The sequence below is a fragment of the Micromonospora humida genome (assembly GCF_016901255.1).
GTDB classification, from domain to species: domain Bacteria; phylum Actinomycetota; class Actinomycetes; order Mycobacteriales; family Micromonosporaceae; genus Micromonospora; species Micromonospora wenchangensis.
On the sequence record NZ_JAFEUC010000013.1, the window covers coordinates 161,133 to 179,584 of the forward strand.

Below are 18,452 nucleotides of genomic sequence, written 5' to 3' on the forward strand. Positions count from 1 at the left end.
TAGCCAGCCGGGCGGGTCACCGCCACACTCACCGGGTCGGCTATCCGACCACTGAGGACAGCGCCCCGGGCAGTTCGTAGGTCGGCGGTCCCCCGTGCGTCCACGGTGTCTCCTCGGCCGTGGGGAACGTCCCGGCGGGCAGGTACGCCTCCGACAGGGTGGTCAGGCAGAGCCGCTCCCCCACCTGCGGCACGCTGCCCGGCGGCGCGGTCAGCCCCCGTCCCATCCCGCCCGACAGCTCCAGCACCACCTCGGTACGGCCGTCCGCCGCCGGGGTCACGAAGACCACCGTCGCCTTCTGGGCCGGCCGTGCCGTCGACCACAGGGTCGCCCCGACCGGCATCCGCACCGGTTCGGTGGTCACCACCTGGATCCTCGGCCGCAGCACCGGCCGCTTGCCGCTGTCGTCCACCCGCCCCGGGTCGGCCAGGGTCACGTCGGCGACGAACGCCTCCCCGGCCAGCCGGTGCTCGGCCATCACCAGCGGGTCGTCATAGGCGCGCTGCACGGCGTAGCTGGTCGCGGCACGTTCCAGCCGGTGCAGCCGGATCGCCGCCGCGACCGCGCCGTCGTGCCGGGGTTGCGGCCCGCCGTCGGCGTCGAGGTGCTCGGCGTAACCGGTGAAGGCGTCCCGGTCACCGGCCCAGCGGGCCGCCACCCGGGCACCGGGCGGCAGCCCGTCGAGCAGCCCCAGGCCGCGCCACATCAGCTCCCAGGTGGGCGCGAGCTGCCCGCGCAGCAACCGCACCAGCTCCGCGTACGCCTCGTCGCGGGCGGCCGGGTCGTCGTCGGCCGCCGCCCAGGCCGCCATTACCGGGGCGAGCGCCACGTTGTCGAACTCCGGGTCGGTGGCCGGGCCGGCCGGCGGGCACACCGCCGGGTCCTCGGCCCGCGCGGCGGCCTCGGCCCCGGTCGAGCCGGCCGGCGGGTCGATCCAACCGAGCAGCGCCGGCAGGTGCTGGTCCTCCACCGCGCTCTGCCCGGTCGCCCAGTGCAGGGTGAGCGCGTCGGTCATCGCCAGCAGCGCCGACGAGCCGGGCTGCTCGGCCCGCTCGGCGAAGAACGTCAGCCAGCGGCCGAGCAGCGGGACGGCCGGGTGCACCGGATACTCCCCGTCGGGGCGGCGGAACCGGGTGGAGCGGCCCAGCAGCCGCAGGAAGGTGATCCCGGCCGGGTTCGGCACCCACAGTTGCGGGGCGTCGGCGTACCGGTAGCGGACGTCGCGGCCCCGGTCCACGGCCACCGCCTCCGAGACACCCCGGAAGCCGTCGAGCCAGGGCAGCACGGTCGCGGCCAGCTCGGTGACGAACCGGAACCGCTGGTCCCGGTTGCGGGGCTGCGGCACGACCAGCAGCCGGGCGTCGGCCGGGTCGGTGCCGACCAGCGCGGCGAGCGGGGCGTGCGCCTCACCGGCCATCGCCAGCGGCACCAGCACCAGCGGGCGCTGCGCCAGGTGCAGGTGCCGGACGGTGGCGACCGGCTGGGCCACCCCCGCGGCGAGCGCCTGCGCCTTTGCCAGCGCGCGCAGCGTACTCATGACCGGTGGCCGGCGAGGGCGTCGGCGCGCAGCCGGGCGGCGGAGCGCAGCAGCGCGGCTGCCTCCTCCCGCTCCGGGTCGACGGCCGGCCTGCCGGCCGCCAGGGCCAGCACCTCGGCCACCTCGGCGATGCCGCCCAGGGCCTCCCGCACCGGCCGGCCCAGCGCCCCGGTCTGCCCGCGCGCCTCGTCGCGGCAGAAGTACGCCAGCTCGCAGCCGGCCAGGCAGTCCGGCGCGTACCGGGCCGGCACGGTGTGCAGCGCGGCGGTCAGCGTCACCGGGTCGACGGCCGGGTCGACGGTGAACCCGGCCGGCACGGCGGTGAGCAGGTCGTCCAGCCGGGCCATCCGGTCCAGTTGGCGGCGCAGCACCAGCAGTTGCTTGCGGACGTCGATCAGGCTGGCCATCGGCTGGTTGGCGAAGTCACGCGGGCAGACCAGCACCACGTCGTGCGACACCGACTCCGGGTCCCGCCCCTCGGCGGCGAGCAGGTCGCGCAACGCCAGCACGTAGACGGCGGACTGGACGGCGGCGGCGGACACCTTCGCCGGGTCGGCCTGCCCGTCGATCACCGGGAACGACTTGATCTCCACGACGTGGAACCGGCCGCCGAGCCGGGCGGCGACCAGATCCGGTTCCAGGTGCACCCGCTGACCGGCCACGTCCAGGCCGAGCAGCGGATGGTCGAACAGCGCCGCGTCCGGCCCGGTGGCGGTCAGCGCGGCCCGCGAACGTTCCCGCCGGTCGGGCAGGTCGTCCGCGCCACCCAGGTCCGTCCAGCTCGCCCGCTGCGGCACCGGTACGCCCAACCGCTGCGCGACCAGCCGCAGCAGCTCCGCCCCACCGTCGGCCTTGACCTGCGCCTCGAACGCGTTGCCCCGGGTGATGGCGAACCGGGACTGGCCGAACCGGGCGGGGAAGCCGACCCGCTGCGCGAGCGCCGACTTGTCCACCCCGGCCCCGTCCAGCACGGCCCGGCGGGCGCAGCCGGGGTTTCCGGTGAGCGCGGCGATGGTCCGGGCGTTGTGCCGTTTCGGGGGCACATCGCCCCGGATCGCGGCCAGGCGTTGCGCGGTGCTCGTCACGACAGGCCACGATAGCCGCCCCGACCGACCCCGGCCGGCAGCCGACGCCCGCTGCGGGTGCGGGGCGGCCGGGTCAGCGGCCGGCGGACCGGTTCCAGGGCGAACGGGGGGAACGGGCACCGGCGGTCGGCCGCCGGCGGCGGCGCGACGGGCGACGACCGGGGGTGCAGGGCGGGCGGGAGGCGGTGTGCACCGGCGCGGTCGGCGGACCTGGCGGGCGGCCGATCAGCCAGCAGAGGAAGCGGGCCACGGTCAGCCGACCGGGAGGCGACGGGCCTCGTCGGCGTCGACGACGGACTCGACGCCACAGAACGAGCACTGCTGCACGTACTTTGTTCGGATCGGGATCAGCGGGACGAAGAACAGGGTGAACTTCGTCGACCGGCGGCTGATCACCTGTGCGGCCTGGTTGCCGCAGTGCCGGCAGACGGCGGTCACCACCCCCGACCGGGTGACCCTGGTACGGAGTCCGAAGATGAGGAACATCGCCTCGCAGTACCCAGCCCGGCACGCGGGGAACCACCGAACCGGGATTTCCGGCGGCGCCCCGCACCTGGTCACGGCTGCTCGACCGGCCGGCCCGACGACCGGGCCGGCGCGGACCTGACGTGGGGACAGGGCCGGCGACGCATGGTCCTGCCCCTGGAGATTCCCGGGGCGGGACCCGTCAGGCGGCGGGAGCGCCGGTGTGGATCTCCTCGGCGACCCAGATCGGCTGCCAGTCGGCCATCTCGTGGAACCGGCACAGCTCGAACATGCCGGCCACCGACCCGCACCACATCGCGTACGGCGGGTTGCCCTCGGCGAACCCGCTCTGCACGAAGGTCAGCTTCGTCTTCCCGCCGGATTCGGCCAGCTCCCAGGTGGTGACCCCGACCGGCCCCCAGTCTACCGACATCCTCCGGCCGGGCTCCAGGTCGACCACCTTCGCCGCAGGCCCGGCGTCGAAGCCGCCCATGGCATACCGGCCGCCGACCCAGGGCTCGATCCCGATCGGGTAGCCGAACCAGGCGCTGGCCTGCTCCGAGTCGGTCAGTGACGTCCAGACGCGGTCGATCGGTGCGGCGATGGTCAGCTCGCCGCGCAGATCGGTGGAGGTGAAGTCGGTCTTCGGCAGCAGCGGGCGACCCTCCAGGTGCGCGGCGAGGTTGGCGATCGACAGCGACCACCAGGTTTGCAGCACGCCTCGGATGCTGCTGCCGTCCAGCGCCTCGGCGAAGTTGAAGTGGGTCTGGCTGAGGGTCAGCAGCGTGGTGTCCGGCCCCTCCGACGTCAGGCGCAGCTCGCTGGTCGTCTCCACCCCGTCGAGCAGCCAGCCGAAGCGCAGCGTGTACGGGTCGGCGTGCAGCACCCGCTGGTGGGGGGCGTCGCCGTCGGGCGTGTGCCGACCCCAGAACTCGTACCGGCCGGGCAGCTCGACCTCGGCGTGCTCGGTGAGCCAGACGCGCAGCTCGGCCGGGTCGGTGAGCGCCCGCCAGACGGCCTCGACCGGCGCGGCGAGCCGGGCACCCAGCGTGAGTGGTTCAGTCACGGTCTTCTCCCTTGGGATAGCAGGCCACGGCGAGCTTGAAGGCGTCCCCCTCGACGCCGCCGTAGCGGGTGAACAGGTCCTGCAACGTCGATTGCAGGTCGTGCAGGAACTCCTGCCGGCGCTCGGCCGGCACCCGGATCTCACCGGAGACCCCGATCGAGGGCAGCTCCGGCGCGCCCCGGTCGAGCGCGGCGACGTCGGCCTGGACCTCCTCCATCAGGTCGAGCAGGTGACCCAGGCTCAACTCGTCGGACACCCGGCGGACGCCGCCGATCCGGCCGACCAGCCGGGGCGAGAGCCAGTACGACCGGGCGACGGCCTGCCAGATGCCCTCGCTGATGCCGCGCACCTTCCGGCTGGACACCTGCTCGACCAGGCCGGCGGCGGCGAGTTGCTTGACGTGGTAGTAGACCCGCTGCGGGGTCTGCGCCAGCCGGGCCGCCACCTCGGTGCAGGTGCGCGGCTCGGCCAACTGCCGCAGCACGTCCACGCGCTGCGGCTTGAGCAGGGTCTCGGCCTGCTCGATCTGCTCCAGGTACAGGACGTCTCTCATCGCAAAAATCATCCTGTACGTAAAAAATCTGCTTGTCAATTGGATCGACGAAAGCCGCGCCGGGATGGCGCGGCTTCGTCAGCAGCCGTACGACGGGTCAGGGCGTCCAGTTCGGGCGTAGCGGGTAGCCGTTCACGCCGTCCGGACCGTTGCGGGTGGCCAGCACCTGGTGCAGTTGGATGCCGTTGCGTTCGAAGGCCAACCGCGACCCGGCCATGTAGAGGCCCCAGACCCGGGCGGTGCCCCGGCCCACCTCGTCGACGCAGAAGTCCCAGTTCGCCACGAGGTTGCGGCACCAGGCGGCGAGCGTCGACGCGTAGTGCTGCCGCAGGTTCTCCTCGTGGTGCACCTCGAACCCGGCGTCGTGCACCTCGCTGATCAGGCGGCCCGGACCGGCCAGCTCACCGTCGGGAAAGACGTACCGGTCGATGAACGCGCCGGAGCGGTGCGGGGCCCGGTTGTCGGCCCGGGTGATGCAGTGGTTGAGCAGCCGGCCGCCGGGACGCAGCCGCTCCCGCAGCGCCCGGAAGTAGGCCGGATAGTTGCGTACCCCGATGTGCTCGGTCAGCCCGATCGAGGAGATCGCGTCGAACTGCTCGCGGGGCGCGTCGCGGTAGTCGAGGTGACGCACCTCGGCCAGCCCGGTCAGCCCCTCCCGGGCGATGGCCTCCTGGGCCCACTGCGCCTGCTCCCGGGACAGGGTCACGCCGAGCGCCGTGACGCCGTACTCGCGGGCCGCGTGCCGGACCATGCCGCCCCAGCCGCAGCCCACGTCGAGCAGGCGCATCCCCGGCTTGAGCGCCAGCTTGCCGGCGACCAGGTCGTACTTGGCCGACTGGGCCTGCTCCAGGGTGTCGGTCGGGCTGTGGTAGACCGCGCAGGTGTACGTCATCGAGTCGCCGAGCACCTTCTCGTAGAAGGCGTTGGACACGTCGTAGTGGTGCGAGATGGCGGTGCTGTCCCGGCTGCGGGAGTGCCGGAGCCCGCCCATCACCCGCCGCCAGCGGGGCAGCGCCTCCTGCGGCGGGGCCGGCGGGGGCCGCAGCCGCTCCCAGCCGAGCCCGCGCACCAGGGCCAGCCCCTCGGCCAGCGAGGGGATACGCAGCCGCAGGTCCTGGAGCACCCGCAGGGCCTCGTACGGGTCACCGGGGTGCACCCCGCCGAGCCCGAGGTCGCCGCTGACGTAGGCCCGGGCCATGCCCAGGTCGCCCGGGGCGGTGAGCAGGTAGGACAGCCCTCGCTCGGAACGGATGTCGAGGGTGATCCCGGCGTCGGCCGGGCCGATCGCGCTGCCGTCGTAGCCGGTGATGCGGACCGGCAGGTCCCGCGTGGTGACCGCGCGGACGACGTCGGCGACGGTCGGTGCCCGCCGACCCCCCGCCGGCGGGCTGGCCGGGGCGCTCGCCGCCCCCTGTTCTCGGTCGGTCAGGCTCATTCTCGTGCAACCGCCTTCTCGTAGAGTCCGGTGAGCCGATGGTCCGGGTCGTAGCGGTCCTTCACGGCACGCCAGGTCTCCCCGCCGTAGAGCCGGTCGAAGGCCGCCCGGTCGTAGTACGCGTCGGAGTAGAGCGACTTGTGTCCGCCGAACTCCGACACCATCCGCTCGATGGAGCGGTTCACCTCGCCGTCCGCGGCGCCCTCCGCGATCGGCACACTGCCCCAGAAGCCGATGTTGACGTACGTCTGGCCGGGGCGTAGCGGATACAACGGCCAGGCGCGGGCGGAGCCGGGGCCGTCGGGCTCGCGCAGCCGCAACGGGCACAGCCACACCGGGGTCATCCCCACGTTCCGGTCGAACCAGCGCAGGAAGTCGGCCGTGCCGTCCAGCGGGATCTCGACGTCCTGCACGACGCGTTCCCGGGCCGGCCGGCCACGCCACCGGTCCACCCGGGCGGCCACCTGGTGACGGTGTTCCAGCCGGACCAGCCGGTGGTAGACGTCGCTGCGCCGCCAGCGGGCCGGCCAGAGCCGGCGTACCACCGGGTGCTGCACCCCGAACGCGGCCGAACACCAGAACCAGTCGGTGTCCCACCGCCACAGGTAGTCGTGGCCGCTGAGGGTGTCAAGCAGCCGGCGGCGCAGCGAGCGGTAGTAGATGTCCTGGCCGGTGTAGTCGCTGGGTCGCTCGGGCTCGTCGGTGAACGAGCCGAGCACCAGGTAGGACTCGCCGGGGCTGAACATGACGCCGTCCATCGCGTCGACCGGCCGACCCTCCCACTCGCCCTTGGCGACCACGTCGGCGACGGCGGCGGTCAGCTCCTCCAGCCGGGTGAACCGGACGTTGCGCAGGGCCACCGCCCGCCCGACCGGTTGGAGTTCGATGCGCAGCCGGGTGGCGTACCCGAGGCTGCCCAGCGAGTTGGGGAAGGCGGCGAACAGCTCGGCGTCCGGACCGTCCGGGCGGGCGGTGACGATCTCCCCCGCGCCGGTGAGGACGTCCAGCTCGATGACCGACTCGTGCGGGAGCCCGTTGCGGAACGACGTCGACTCGATGCCCAGCCCGGTGACCGCGCCACCCAGGGTGATCGTGCGCAACTGCGGCACGACCAACGGCATCAGCCCGTGCGGGAGGGTCGCGTCGACCAGGTCCTCATAGGTGCACATGCCCTGCACGTCGGCGGTGCGGGCCACCGGGTCGACCGACAGGACACCGTCCAGACCGCTGACGTCGAGCCCGGGGCTGCCGGTGGCCGATCGGGGCCGGAACAGGTTGGAGGTGCGTTTGGCCAGGCGTACGGGATGCCCGGGGGGCACGGCGGCGTACGACCGTCGCAACGCGTCCACCGCCAGCTCATGATCACGCAGCGCGCGCATGAGATCACCTTACGCGCGAAGCGCCGTTCCGGGGGACCGCACCGCTGACCGTTTCGGATCAGCCGGCAACCTCCGACGTGGTGCCCTCGCCGGGCTGGTCAGCGGGGTCGGCCGTCCCGTCCGGCACCGGCGGAAGGGACGGTCCACGAGGGGCCCGCGACCGGGGCCCACCGGGGGCGTAGCGTGGTGACATGCCGAAAGCCGTGTGGAACGACCAGGTCGTGGCCGAGAGCGACGACACCGTCCTGGTGGAGGGCAACCACTACTTCCCCCGAAGCACCCTGCGCGACGACCTGATCACCGAGTCGGCGACGCAGACGGTCTGCCCCTGGAAGGGCACCGCCTCCTACTACTCCCTCACCGACGGTGAGCGCACGAGCCCCGACGCCGTCTGGTACTACCCGGACCCGAAGCCCGAGGCGGAGCAGATCCGCGACCGGGTGGCGTTCTGGAAGGACGTCCGGGTCGTCGACTGATCCCGCCGGCCCGCGGGCCGACTGGCCGTCGGCCCGCCCGGTGGGTCACCATGCTGGCATGGCCGTCCCCGATCCCCACCACGATCCTTCCGGCACCGTGTACGGGGCCCGTCGGGCGGCCCGCCCCGGGCTGCCCGGTGATCCGCTGATGCGGTTCGCGCTGGCCGCCGGCCTGGCGGGCGTACTGCTGGGGGTCTTCTTCGCCACCGGCGTGCTCGGCGGTGGCGGCTCCCCGCCGCCGGTGGTGCCGGCCGCCGCCGCGCCGACCCCGGCCGCCCCGACCCCGGCGGCCCCGACGACCAGCCCGCCGGCCGCGACCACGCCGCCGCCCAGCCCGACCCCGCCGCCCACCACCCCGGCCACGGTCACCGGGCCGGTCGTGTTGCGGGCGGTCACCTCCGGCCTCTGCGTCGGCACCGACGGCGCGGGCGAGACGGCCACCGCCGAACTGGCCGTCTGCACCGGCGGCGCGGAGCAGCAGTGGGTCGCCAACCCGGTCGCGCCCGATCTGGTGACGCTCACCAACGCCGGGCACGGCCAGTGCCTCGACGTCGACAGCGGCAGCAGCGACGACGGCGCCCGGCTCCAGCAGTTCGGCTGTCACGGGCAGGCCAACCAGCAGTGGCGGGTGACCCCGGTCGGCACCGGTCCGGTCCTGCTGGTCGGCGTCGGGTCGGGCAAGTGCGCGCAGGTCCGCGACGACGGCACGGCCCCCGGCGACGACCTGGTGCAGGCCACCTGCACCGCCGCCGCCGGCCAGCAGTGGACCCTCGGCTGAGCACGTCCGGCAGGCGGGGGCCGACCCGCGCCGGTCAGCCCCGGTAGCTCCAGGCCCCGGCGGGCCGGGCCGGCGTCAGGACCGGCACCTGCGCCGCGCGACGGCGGCGCAGCAGCAGCGACAGCAGCCCGGCGCCGATGGACAGTGCCCCGGCCGCGTACCAGGCCGGCGCGTAGTCACCGAGCCGGTCGCGGACCAGGCCGGCGGCGGTCGCCGCGAACGCCGCCCCGAACTGGTGCGCGGCGAACACCCAACCGAAGACCACCGCCGCCGAGTCGCCGAAGTACTCCCGGCACAGCGCCACCGTCGGCGGCACGGTCGCCACCCAGTCCAGACCGTAGAAGACGACGAAGACCAGCATGCTCGGCCCGGTGCCCCCGGTGAACAGGGCGGGCAGCAGCAACAGCGACAGCCCGCGCAGCCCGTAGTAGCCGGCCAGCAGCAGCCGGCTGTCCATCCGGTCGGTGAGCCAGCCCGAGGCGATGACGCCGACGATGTCGAAGAGCCCGACCAGGGCGAGCAGGCCCGCCGCCGTGGTCTGCGGCATGCCGTGGTCGTGGGCGGCCGGCACGAAGTGGGTGCCGACCAGACCGTTGGTGGTCGCCCCGCAGATCGCGAATCCCCCCGCGAGCAGCCAGAACGGGCGGGTCCGGGCGGCGGCGGTGAACGCGGCCACCGCCCGCGCGGCGGCCCCGCCGGCCGCCGGCGGCCGGGGCGTCACCCCGGTCGCGCCGTAGGCGGGCAGGCCGAGATCCGCCGGGTGCTCCCGCAGCCACCGGGCCACCAGCGGGACGACCGCGAGCGCCGCCCCGGCCACCACCAGCGCCGCCGCGCGCCAGCCGTGGTCGCGGACCAGCACCGCGAGCAGCGGCAGGAAGACCAGTTGGCCGGCGGCCCCACCGGCGGTGAGCACCCCGGTGACCAGCCCCCGGCGGTGGACGAACCAGCGCCCGGTGACGGTGGCGACGAACGCCAGCGCCATCGACCCGGTGCCCAGCCCGACCAGGACGCCCCAGCAGAGGATGAGTTGCCAGCTCGCCGTCATGAAGACGGTCAGGCCGCTGCCGAGCGCCACCAGCGCCAGCGCGCCGGCCACCACCCGGCGGATGCCGAAGCGGTCCATGAGGGCGGCGGCGAACGGTGCGGTCAGGCCGTAGAGCAGCAGGTTGACCGAGACGGCGGCGGAGATGGTGGCCAGCGGCCAGCGGAACTCGGCGTGCAGCGGGTGCAGCAGCACCGACGGGGTGGCGCGGAAGCCGGCCGCGCCGACCAGCGCGACGAAGGCGACGGCGGCCACGGTCCAGGCCGGGTGGAGACGACGGGCTCGGGTCACGCTCCGAGTCTCGGACATGCTCCGGCGGGCGACGAGTGGCCGGAAAGCCATGGTGCGCAATAATCGGGCCATGACCATCAGGCCGCACCGGATCGGCGTGCTCGCCCTCGACGGCGTGGTCGGCCTCGACCTGGGCACCCCGGCCCAGGTCTTCGGGGCCGCCCGCACCGCCGACCGACTCCCGCTCTACACCGTCGACACCTGCACCCCGGGCGGCCGCCCGGTCCGCAGCTCCGCCGGCTTCCGGGTCCTCCCCGACCACGGGCTCGACCTGATGGCCACCGTGGACACGGTGGTCGTGCCCGGCCTGCACGCCGGCCCACCGATGACCGACGGCACGATCGACCCGGCGGTCTCCGGCGCGCTGCGCGACGCCCACCACCGGGGCGCACGGATCATGTCGATCTGCACGGGCGCGTTCGCGCTGGCCGCCGCCGGTCTGCTCGACGGGCACCGGGCCACCACCCACTGGGCGCACGCCGACCGGTTCCGCCGGCTGTACCCGCAGGTCGACCTCGACCCGGACGTGCTGTTCATCGACTCCGGCCGGGTGCTCACCTCGGCCGGGGTGGCCGCCGGCATCGACCTGTGCCTGCACGTCGTGCGCGGCGACCACGGCAGCGAGGTGGCCAACCGGGCGGCCCGACGGTGCGTGGTGCCACCCTGGCGCGACGGCGGCCAGGCCCAGTACATCGAACGGCCCGTACCGCGCACCCCGGCCAGCGGCACCGCGGCCACCCGCGAGTGGGCCCGGCAGCGGCTGCACGAACCGGTCGCCCTGCGGGAGTTGGCCGCCCACGCCCGGATGAGCGTGCGTACCTTCACCAGGCACTTCCGCTCCGAGACCGGGCTGAGCCCGGCGCAGTGGCTGCTCCAGCAGCGCACCGACCACGCCCGGCTGCTCCTGGAGACCACCGACCTGGCCATCGACCAGGTGGCCCGGCGGGCGGGCTTCGGCACCACCGCCGCCCTGCGCCAACACCTGAACACCCGGATCGGCGTCTCCCCCTCGGCCTACCGGCGCACCTTCCGCCGTACCCCGACCGCCGGAACGTCCGGGGCGGAGTCAGGCGGGCTGCGGCTGGTCGCGGAGCATCCGTAGCTGTGCCAGGTGCCGGGGCAGGTGCACCCGGGCGTGCAGGTCGAGGGTGCGCGACCACGGCAGCGGCTCGTCGACGACCAGGTCGAAACCCTCCCGCAGGTGCGTCTCGACCGGGGTGTCGGCGGCCGGGCCGAGCCGGTCCACCAGGCCGCAGAGCCGGCCGCTGGTGGCCCGCAGCAGGGTGGCCAGGCCGGGCAGCCCGCCACACTCGGCGACCAGGGCGTCCAACTCGGGCCGGTGCACCCCGGTCAGGTCGTAGTAGGCGAACGGCGCCCCGGCCAGCACCGCCTCGGTCGCCTCGCTCATCAACTCGTCGTTGGCGACCAGGTGCGCCACGATCCGCTCCGCGTCCCACCCGCCCGGCGGGGCCGGCCGGAACCCGCCCGCCTCGACCTCGGCGAGCAGGCTCCGGTAGACCGCACGCAGCTCCACACCCCCAGTCAACCCCGTACCGCCGGGTCGGGTGGACGGTTGCCGCCCGGGTCCCCCGGACGGACGGCCCGCCCCCACGGACCGGGCGCGGTCAGCGCCCGGAGCTGCGGCGGGAACGGAGGTAGTCGGAGACCACGTACTCGCCCAGGTCACCCAGGTCGGGAGTGAACAGGCGGCCCCGGGAACGGCGGGCCACCGCGTCCATGAACCGGCGCAGGCCCGGGTCCTCACCGAGCAGGAAGAGGTTGAGCGTGACCCCGGCCCGGGCCAGCCGGTCCACCTCGTGGATGGTCGCCTCGACCGTCTCCGGCAGCGACGGCCAGTGGAAGTACGCCTCACCGTCGTCCGGGTCGAGGTGGGCGGTCGGCTCGCCGTCGGTGACCACCAGCACCACCGGCTCGGCCCCCGGATGCCGGCGCAGGTGCCGGCCGGCCAGCCGCAGCGCGTGCTGGAGGTTGGTGCCCTGCCGCATGTCCGGCTCCACCGCCGCCAGCTCCTGCTGGGTCAACGGCACCGCCTCCAGGCCGAACCCCACGATCTGCAACGCGTCCTGCGGGAACCGGGTCGCCATCAGGTGCGACAGCGCCAGCGCCGTCTGCTTCATCGGCCCCCACCGCCCCTGCGACACCATCGAGTACGACAGGTCCACGCAGAGGGCCACCGCCGCCGACGCCCGCCGTTCCGTCTCCACCACCTCGAAGTCCTCGACGGCGAGTTGCAGCGGCACGGTGGGGCCGGCCCGACGCACCGCCCGGGTGAGCGTGCGCACCACGTCCAGGGGCTGCTCGTCGCCGTACTCCCACTGCCGGGACGCCCCGCTGACCTCGCCGGCCGCCCCGGCCGTACGCAGGTCGTGCTGGCCGCGCGGGCCGGCGGTGAGGTCGGCGAAGACCCGGCGCAGCGCGGTGCCGGCGAGTCGACGCAGCGCCTTCGGGCTGAGCGTCAACCCGTCGGCGTCCCGGCTCACCCAGCCCTGCCGGCGCAGCTCCCGCTCCAGCTCCCGCAACCGGCGTACGTCGTCGGCGGCGTCGCGGCCCAGCGTCCGGGCGACCGCGTCGACGTCCACGTCGTCCAGGGTGGCCCCCGGGTGCTCCTGGTCGAGGGAGTCGAGCAGCTCGTCCAGCTCGGCGATCTCGTCCAGCGCGCCGGTGGCCTCGCCGTAGCCGAGCGGCTGGTCACCCCGGACCCGCTCGCCGCGCTGCCAGTTCAGGTCGGGGCGCAGCGCACGCAGATGGTCGTCGAGCGCGGACAACTCACCGGCGAGCCGGTCACCGAGCGACTGCCGCATCAGCCCGGCCAGCTCCTCGCGCTGCCGGTCGGACAGCGACCGCATCAGCCGCTCCCCCGCCGCCGCCCGCCGGGCCAGCACGTCGACCAGCTCGTCGACGGTGCGCGGCTGCTCCGGGAAGAACTCGCCGTGCCGGCGCATGAACTCGGCGAACGCGTCGGTGGTGTCCTCCGCGCGGGCGTGCCGGGCCAGCAGGTCGTTGAGGTCCCGCATCATCTCGGCGAGCTGCGCCTGCACGGCCGGGTCACCTGCGGCCCGCGCCGCGTCCCGCAGCCCGGCGAACCGCTGCTCCAGCACCTCGCCGCGCAGCCCGTCGAGAATCCGCTGGTACGCCTGCCGGGCCTCGTCGCTGGTCCACCGGTAACCGGAAAGCTCCTGCACCGCGCGGGCGGTGGAGCGGGGCAGGTTGTCCAGCACCGTCTCGGCGAACCGGGCGTCGTCGTCGGTGCGCCCGCGCAGCGCGTCCCGTTCCGCCGCGAGGGCCTGGTCGAGCAGCGCCCGGGACCGGGTCACCGCGCCGTCCAGGTCGCCCCGGCGCAGCGCCTCCCGCCGCAGCCGGCGGGCACGGGCGGCCAGGTCGTCCAGGCCGCCCCGGTTGTTCGGGCCCCGGCGCAGCAGGTCGCGCAGCGCCTCCCGCAGACTTCCGCCGGCCAGCACCTCCGCGCCGACGGAGTCCACGGCGGCACGCACGTCGTACGGCGGGGCGAGCGGGTCGGGGCCGCCCTGCCACTGGCCGTACCGGAACCGGTTGCCGGCCATGCTCAGCTCCGACCGCCGTAGACGGTACGACCGGACTCGGTGACGTCCTTGCCGAGCCGGCGGGTCAGGTGCAGCCCCTCCAGCACGAACTCGACCCCGGCGGCGGCCTGCTCCGGGGTGGGCGCGTCGCCCAGCCCCAGCCGGTCCAGCGCCTTGGCCAGCCCCGGCACGGTGCCGACCTGGCGCAGCAGTTCCGCCGAGGCGACCAGCTCACCGGTCTCGATCACCGCCCCCTCGGCGACCAGCGCGGTGAACCCGGAGAGGTCCAGTCCGGCCAGCCGGGCCCGGAACGTCTCGGCGGTGGCGGTGCGCAGCAGGTGGGCCAGGATCTCGGTCTCCCGCCCCTCCTCCCCGCTCTCGAACTCGACCTTGCCGCGCAACGTCGAGGTCACCGACACCGCGTCGCCGACCCGGGCGACCGGCGCCTCGGGCCGTGCCGTGGCGTCGGCCGGCGCGGTGCCGGTGGACGGCCCGGTCCGGGCGCCGGCGGGCCCGGCGAGCAGGCCGGCGCGGCGCAACGCGGCGGCGGCGACGGTCTCGGCGGCGGCGATGGCGAACCGGGCGGAGACGCCGGAGCGCGGGTCCACCGACGACGACTCGCGCACCGCCCGGGCGAACCGGGCCAGCACCTCCAGCACGTGCTCCGGCACCTCGGCGACCAGGTCGGCCTCCTGCCTGATCAGCGCCAGCTCCAGCTCCAGGTCGACCGGGTAGTGGGTGCGGACCTCCGCGCCGAACCGGTCCTTGAGCGGGGTGATGATCCGCCCCCGGTTGGTGTAGTCCTCCGGGTTGGCGCTGGCCACCAGGAACAGGTCCAATGGCAGGCGGAGCTGGTAGCCGCGGACCTGGATGTCCCGCTCCTCCAGCACGTTGAGCAGCGCCACCTGGATGCGTTCGGCCAGGTCGGGCAGCTCGTTGACGGCGAAGATCCCCCGGTTGGTGCGCGGCACCAGCCCGAAGTGGATGGTCTCCGGGTCGCCGAGGGTACGCCCCTGGGCCAGCCGGATCGGGTCGACGTCACCGATCAGGTCACCGACGCTGGTGTCCGGGGTGGCCAGCTTCTCGCCGTAGCGCATCGAGCGGTGCAGCCAGCCGACCGGCAGGTCGTCGCCGGACTCGGCGACCAGCGCGCGGGAGGCCGGGGTGAGCGGGTGCAGGGGGTGCTCGTTGAGCACCGAGCCGGGCAGCACCGGGGTCCACTCGTCGAGCAGCGCCACCAGCGAGCGGATGAGTCGGGTCTTGCCCTGGCCGCGTTCGCCGAGCAGCACCATGTCGTGGCCGGCGAGCAGCGCCCGCTCGACCTCGGGCAGCACGCTGTCGTCGTAGCCGACGATGCCGGGGAAACGGTCCTCGCCGGAGCGCATCCGGGCCAGGAGGTTGTGGCGGAGTTCCTGCTTGACGGTCTGGTACCGGTGTCCGGCGGCGCGCAGTGCGCCGAGGGTGCCCGGCAGGTCGGCGGGCGGGACCGGGAGAGCCTGGTTGGGCGCAGTCACCCGACCCACGCTAGCGCGGTCCCGGCCGCGCCGCCCTCGGCACCGGAACCGACCCCGACCGGCCCCGGACCGACACCTCACCGGCCGAGGCGGGCCCGGATCAGCTTCGGCAGCGCGGCCAGGCCGGTGACCGGCCGGAACCGCCGGGCGGCGGCGGCCAGCGCGGCGTACTCGTCGGCGGGCAGGTCGATCTCGGCGGCGGCGGCGTTGCGTTCCACCTGCTCGACGCCGGACGCACCCGGGATGGCCACCACGTTCGGGTGACGCAGCAGGTACGCCAGGGCGATCTGACTGGGCGTGGCGTCGTGCGCGTCGGCCACCTCCCGCAGGGTGTCGATCAGCGCACCGCCCCGGGCCAGGTTCTCCGGCAGGAAGTACGGGTTGGCCCGGCGCACCGCCCCGGTCGGCGGGTGCGACGCGTCGTACCGGCCGGAGAGGAAGCCCTGGGCGAGCGGGCTGTACGCGATGACGATCCGCCCGGCCTGCTCCGCGTACGGGATCAGGTCCTCCTCGGGACCACGGTCGACCATGCTGTAACGGACCTGGTTGCTCAGCACCCGCCGGCCCAGCGCGGCCTCGGCGAACCGCCACCGGCGCAGCGGATAGTTGCTGACCCCGACCTCGCCGACCAGGCCGACGTCCTGCAGGGCGCGCATGCCACGCATGGTGTGCGTGTCGGCCACCACCGGGTTGGCCTGGTGCACCTGGTAGAGGTCGATGCAGCCGACGCCGAGCCGGGCCGCCGAGGCGACCGCCCGCTGCTGCACCACCGGGGCGACCGGCAGCAGCGGGAAGATCTTGCTGGCCACCACGGCCCGGTCCCGGTCGCCGTCAAGCGCCGCACCGAGGATGCGTTCGCTGCGGCCGAAGCCGTACAGCTCGGCGGTGTCGAAGAGGGTCACCCCGAGGTCGAGGGCCCGTCTGACGATCTGCGCCGCCCGCTGCGCGTAGTCGGGCCCGTAGCCCCACTCGGTGGACCCGAACTGCCAGGTCCCCAGGCCGATCTTGGAAATGGGACGGGGGGTGTCGAGCGGGACGTAGCGCATGGCTCGAAGCTACCCCGGCGGCAGGCCCGCCGGGCGGGTCCCGCCAGGCCCACCGACGGTGCCCGCCGCCGCAGGTCGGGGCCGGGTTAGGGTCGGGGGCGTGACCTACCTCGCCGCGGCCGACCGCTACGACCGGATGACCTACCGCCGCAGTGGGCGCAGCGGCCTGCGACTGCCCGCCCTCTCGCTCGGGTTGTGGCACAACTTCGGGCCCGACCGGCCGTTCGACAGGCAGCGGGACATCGTCCGCCGCGCGTTCGACCTCGGCATCACCCACTTCGACCTGGCCAACAACTACGGCCCGCCGCCCGGCGCGGCGGAGGAGGCGTTCGGCCGGCTGCTCGCCACCGACCTGAAGCCGTACCGGGACGAGCTGGTGGTGTCCAGCAAGGCCGGCTACCTGATGTGGCCCGGCCCGTACGGTGAGTGGGGTTCCCGCAAGTACCTGATCTCCTCGCTGGACCAGTCGCTGCGCCGGATGGGGCTGGACCACGTCGACATCTTCTACTCCCACCGCTTCGACCCGGACACCCCGCTGGAGGAGACGATGGGGGCGCTGGACGCCATCGTCCGGTCCGGCCGGGCGCTCTACGTCGGCGTCTCCAACTACGACTCGGAGCAGACCCGGCGGGCCGCCGAGATCCTGCGTGACCTGGGTACCCCGCTGCTGATCAACCAGCCGTCGTACTCGATGGTCAACCGGTGGACCGAGGACGACGGGCTGCTCGACACGCTCGCCGAGGTCGGGGCGGGCTGCATCGCGTACAGCCCGCTGGCCCAGGGGCTGCTCACCGACCGTTACCTCGACGGCATCCCCGCCGACTCCCGGGTCCGCACCAGCGTCTTCCTCGACGAGAGCGACGTGACCGACGAGAAGCTCGCCACCGTCCGGGGCCTCGCCGGCATCGCCGCGCGGCGGGGACGGACGCTGGCCCAGCTCGCCCTGGCCTGGGCGTTGCGCGACCCCCGGATGACCAGCCTGATCATCGGGGCGAGCAGCGTGGCCCAGTTGGAGGGCAACGTCGCCGCCCTGGCCCACCCCGACCTCACCCCCGACGACCTGACCGAGATCGACCGCCTCCTCCCCTGACCGGCCCCGCCCGTCCCGGGCCCGGCCGGGCCGGCGGGTCAGGGCTGTTGGGTCGGAGTGGGGGCTTCCGGGTCGGGTGATGCCGCCGTTGGGCCGACATTGCGTTGGTCGTGCCGCAAGGTTGATCTTGCTGGGCGGGTCGGCCCGCCGGGAGTCACCAGACGCGGCGGCGGCCGGCCCGGTGGTTGCGGACGCCGCAGGGGCGGCCGGGCGGGACGGGTGCCGGGCGGCGCAGCCAGGTCGCCACCAGCGCCACCAGCAGCACGGTCACCACCACCGCCGCGCCCACCACCAGTCGGAGGCTGCCGCCGCCGACCTGGGTCACCGACGCCACCGGTACGCCCGCCTCCTCGGCCGGGCCGGCGGACCCGTCACCGACCGGAGTCGCCCCGGCGGGGACGGCCGGATCCGGGCCAGCGTCGGCCGTCGTGCCGTCGGTCGGGTCGGCGGCGGCCGGGGCGGGGTCGACCGGGGTAGCCGCCAGCACGCCTTCCGCCGGGCGGAACAGCACGTCGGAGCAGGAATAGTAGGTGTCCGGGGTGTCGGAGTTCTGCCACACCGTGTAGATCAGGTGCCGCCCGGTCAACCCGGCGGGCAGCCGCCCCGGGATCTGGTACGACCCGTCCCGCAACGGCGGGTCGGTCACCGACAGGAACGGGATCGTGTCGAGATCGGACCAGCGCAGCGGGGTTCGCGGGTCGTACCCGGAGCGGGTGGTGTAGAGCCGGAAGGTCCCCTTGTGCGGGATGGTGCCCCGGTAACGGAACGTGTACCTCGCGCCGGCGGTCAGCTCGGTCGCCGGCCAGTCCGCCCGGGCCAGGTCCAGCCCCCGGTAGGCCGACAGCCCGCCGCTGCACAGCTCGCCGTCCGGGATGCGCTGCCGGTCGCGGCCGTTGACGCCGTACACCCGGATGTTGTCCCACTCGCGCACCGCCGCGCCGGCCGACACCGCCGCCAGGCAGGCGGGCGTCGAGACGTGCGGCCCCTCCGGGCCGCAGGCCGCCGAGCGGCTCAACGGGCTGGTCGGTGCGCCGTGCGCGGCGGCAGGGGCCGCGTCGAGCAGCACGGTCACCGCCACGACCGCGAGGGCGGCGAACGTTGCGCGTACGGTCATCTGGTCGACCTCCCGCCCTTG

At 74.6% G+C, this 18,452-nt stretch carries 17 protein-coding genes; 4 read left to right on the forward strand and 13 right to left on the reverse strand.

Features of this window, described 5'->3' with window-relative positions; all coding sequences use genetic code 11:
• Window positions 1–40: 40 nt before the first annotated feature.
• The 7 genes from JQX11_RS24350 to JQX11_RS24380 form a co-directional block, all read right to left on the reverse strand.
• The gene (locus JQX11_RS24350; protein ID WP_204927276.1) at window positions 41–1,537 is read right to left on the reverse strand and encodes a hypothetical protein; all 1,497 of its coding nucleotides are present in this window, start codon (window positions 1,535–1,537) and stop codon (window positions 41–43) included.
• Complete coding sequence (locus JQX11_RS24355; RefSeq protein WP_204927277.1) at window positions 1,534–2,622, reverse strand: hypothetical protein; 1,089 nt, start codon at window positions 2,620–2,622, stop codon at window positions 1,534–1,536. Before JQX11_RS24355 ends, JQX11_RS24350 begins: the two co-directional genes overlap by 4 nt.
• A 252-nt stretch (window positions 2,623–2,874) precedes the next feature.
• On the reverse strand, window positions 2,875–3,108 hold the full coding sequence (locus tag JQX11_RS24360) for a zinc-ribbon domain-containing protein (RefSeq protein WP_204927278.1): 234 nt from the start codon (window positions 3,106–3,108) through the stop codon (window positions 2,875–2,877).
• 181 nt (window positions 3,109–3,289) lie between these two features.
• The gene (locus tag JQX11_RS24365) at window positions 3,290–4,153 is read right to left on the reverse strand and encodes an SRPBCC family protein (protein ID WP_204927279.1); all 864 of its coding nucleotides are present in this window, start codon (window positions 4,151–4,153) and stop codon (window positions 3,290–3,292) included.
• A complete protein-coding gene (locus JQX11_RS24370) occupies window positions 4,146–4,706 on the reverse strand; it encodes a winged helix-turn-helix domain-containing protein (RefSeq protein ID WP_204927280.1) in 561 nt (186 codons plus the stop codon). Before JQX11_RS24370 ends, JQX11_RS24365 begins: the two co-directional genes overlap by 8 nt.
• A 97-nt stretch (window positions 4,707–4,803) precedes the next feature.
• A complete protein-coding gene (locus tag JQX11_RS24375) occupies window positions 4,804–6,141 on the reverse strand; it encodes a class I SAM-dependent methyltransferase (RefSeq protein WP_204927281.1) in 1,338 nt (445 codons plus the stop codon).
• Complete coding sequence (locus JQX11_RS24380; RefSeq protein ID WP_204927282.1) at window positions 6,138–7,520, reverse strand: FAD-binding oxidoreductase; 1,383 nt, start codon at window positions 7,518–7,520, stop codon at window positions 6,138–6,140. Before JQX11_RS24380 ends, JQX11_RS24375 begins: the two co-directional genes overlap by 4 nt.
• 191 nt (window positions 7,521–7,711) lie before the next feature.
• Between JQX11_RS24380 and JQX11_RS24385 the strand changes: the two genes are divergently transcribed.
• Window positions 7,712–7,996, forward strand: coding sequence for a DUF427 domain-containing protein (locus JQX11_RS24385; RefSeq protein WP_204927283.1), 285 nt, complete (start codon window positions 7,712–7,714; stop codon window positions 7,994–7,996).
• Between the two features lie 58 nt (window positions 7,997–8,054).
• Window positions 8,055–8,774 carry an RICIN domain-containing protein gene (locus JQX11_RS24390; RefSeq protein WP_204927284.1) on the forward strand — a complete coding sequence of 240 codons (720 nt, stop codon included), beginning with the start codon at window positions 8,055–8,057 and terminating at the stop codon, window positions 8,772–8,774.
• A 34-nt stretch (window positions 8,775–8,808) separates the two neighbouring features.
• On the opposite strand, the gene JQX11_RS24395 is transcribed toward JQX11_RS24390, so the two are convergent.
• Window positions 8,809–10,107 carry an MFS transporter gene (locus tag JQX11_RS24395; RefSeq protein ID WP_307826341.1) on the reverse strand — a complete coding sequence of 433 codons (1,299 nt, stop codon included), beginning with the start codon at window positions 10,105–10,107 and terminating at the stop codon, window positions 8,809–8,811.
• Window positions 10,108–10,177: 70 nt separating this feature from the next.
• Between JQX11_RS24395 and JQX11_RS24400 the strand changes: the two genes are divergently transcribed.
• Entirely contained in the window at window positions 10,178–11,209 is a 1,032-nt protein-coding gene (locus tag JQX11_RS24400; protein ID WP_232378470.1) for a GlxA family transcriptional regulator, read from the forward strand.
• On the opposite strand, the gene JQX11_RS24405 is transcribed toward JQX11_RS24400, so the two are convergent.
• From JQX11_RS24405 to JQX11_RS24420, 4 genes are all read right to left on the reverse strand, one after another.
• The gene (locus JQX11_RS24405; protein WP_204927287.1) at window positions 11,174–11,641 is read right to left on the reverse strand and encodes a hypothetical protein; all 468 of its coding nucleotides are present in this window, start codon (window positions 11,639–11,641) and stop codon (window positions 11,174–11,176) included. The genes JQX11_RS24400 and JQX11_RS24405 overlap by 36 nt on opposite strands.
• 91 nt (window positions 11,642–11,732) lie before the next feature.
• On the reverse strand, window positions 11,733–13,688 hold the full coding sequence (locus JQX11_RS24410; RefSeq protein WP_204927288.1) for a VWA domain-containing protein: 1,956 nt from the start codon (window positions 13,686–13,688) through the stop codon (window positions 11,733–11,735).
• A 2-nt stretch (window positions 13,689–13,690) separates the two neighbouring features.
• Entirely contained in the window at window positions 13,691–15,190 is a 1,500-nt protein-coding gene (locus tag JQX11_RS24415; RefSeq protein WP_204927289.1) for a magnesium chelatase ATPase subunit I, read from the reverse strand.
• Between the two features lie 68 nt (window positions 15,191–15,258).
• A complete protein-coding gene (locus JQX11_RS24420; RefSeq protein ID WP_204927290.1) occupies window positions 15,259–16,227 on the reverse strand; it encodes an aldo/keto reductase in 969 nt (322 codons plus the stop codon).
• Between the two features lie 100 nt (window positions 16,228–16,327).
• Between JQX11_RS24420 and mgrA the strand changes: the two genes are divergently transcribed.
• Window positions 16,328–17,317, forward strand: a complete 990-nt coding sequence (gene mgrA / locus JQX11_RS24425) for an L-glyceraldehyde 3-phosphate reductase (RefSeq protein WP_204927291.1) — start codon at window positions 16,328–16,330, stop codon at window positions 17,315–17,317.
• Between the two features lie 154 nt (window positions 17,318–17,471).
• Here the strand turns inward: mgrA and JQX11_RS24430 are convergent, their stop codons facing one another.
• The gene (locus JQX11_RS24430) at window positions 17,472–18,431 is read right to left on the reverse strand and encodes a lytic polysaccharide monooxygenase auxiliary activity family 9 protein (protein WP_204927292.1); all 960 of its coding nucleotides are present in this window, start codon (window positions 18,429–18,431) and stop codon (window positions 17,472–17,474) included.
• Between the last annotated feature and the right edge of the window lie 21 nt (window positions 18,432–18,452).

Coding starts and splice junctions, on each gene's coding strand:
- JQX11_RS24370 (WP_204927280.1), bottom strand. CDS start 4,706: ATGAGAGACGTCCTGTACCTGGAGCAGATCGAGCAGGCCGAGACCCTG.
- JQX11_RS24390 (WP_204927284.1), top strand. CDS start 8,055: ATGGCCGTCCCCGATCCCCACCACGATCCTTCCGGCACCGTGTACGGG.
- JQX11_RS24420 (WP_204927290.1), bottom strand. CDS start 16,227: ATGCGCTACGTCCCGCTCGACACCCCCCGTCCCATTTCCAAGATCGGC.
- JQX11_RS24375 (WP_204927281.1), bottom strand. CDS start 6,141: ATGAGCCTGACCGACCGAGAACAGGGGGCGGCGAGCGCCCCGGCCAGC.
- JQX11_RS24385 (WP_204927283.1), top strand. CDS start 7,712: ATGCCGAAAGCCGTGTGGAACGACCAGGTCGTGGCCGAGAGCGACGAC.
- JQX11_RS24380 (WP_204927282.1), bottom strand. CDS start 7,520: ATGCGCGCGCTGCGTGATCATGAGCTGGCGGTGGACGCGTTGCGACGG.
- JQX11_RS24350 (WP_204927276.1), bottom strand. CDS start 1,537: ATGAGTACGCTGCGCGCGCTGGCAAAGGCGCAGGCGCTCGCCGCGGGG.
- JQX11_RS24410 (WP_204927288.1), bottom strand. CDS start 13,688: ATGGCCGGCAACCGGTTCCGGTACGGCCAGTGGCAGGGCGGCCCCGAC.
- JQX11_RS24360 (WP_204927278.1), bottom strand. CDS start 3,108: ATGTTCCTCATCTTCGGACTCCGTACCAGGGTCACCCGGTCGGGGGTG.
- JQX11_RS24430 (WP_204927292.1), bottom strand. CDS start 18,431: ATGACCGTACGCGCAACGTTCGCCGCCCTCGCGGTCGTGGCGGTGACC.
- JQX11_RS24400 (WP_232378470.1), top strand. CDS start 10,178: ATGACCATCAGGCCGCACCGGATCGGCGTGCTCGCCCTCGACGGCGTG.